1 protein-coding gene is annotated in these 239 nt (G+C 64.4%); it reads left to right on the top strand.

Annotated elements, in window-relative coordinates:
• Positions 1–239, top strand: a 239-nt coding sequence (locus KVT37_RS32765) for a TolC family protein (protein ID WP_217579079.1), incomplete at both ends; no start/stop codon positions are given.

Below are 239 nucleotides of genomic sequence, written 5' to 3' on the forward strand. Positions count from 1 at the left end.
CCCCCAAGTTCCCAGTTCTCTCACCAATCCCAACGGTAGCTCGACATCAGCCAATATCGGCGCGACGCTGACCATCCCGATCTGTTCGGGCGGGCGGACCGAAGCGCTGGTTCGGCAGGACAAGGAATCGCTCAGCGAGGCGCGCATCCAGGACGATGTCAGCCGCGCCCAGGTTCGCCAGGCCGTGGTCTCGGCACGGACGCAATATGTCGCCGCGCTCGTGAGCGTCGATGCCAACA

Origin of the sequence: Mesorhizobium sp. GbtcB19, from assembly GCF_019091085.1 — a bacterium.
In the GTDB taxonomy this organism is placed as follows: Bacteria; Pseudomonadota; Alphaproteobacteria; order Rhizobiales; family Rhizobiaceae; genus Mesorhizobium.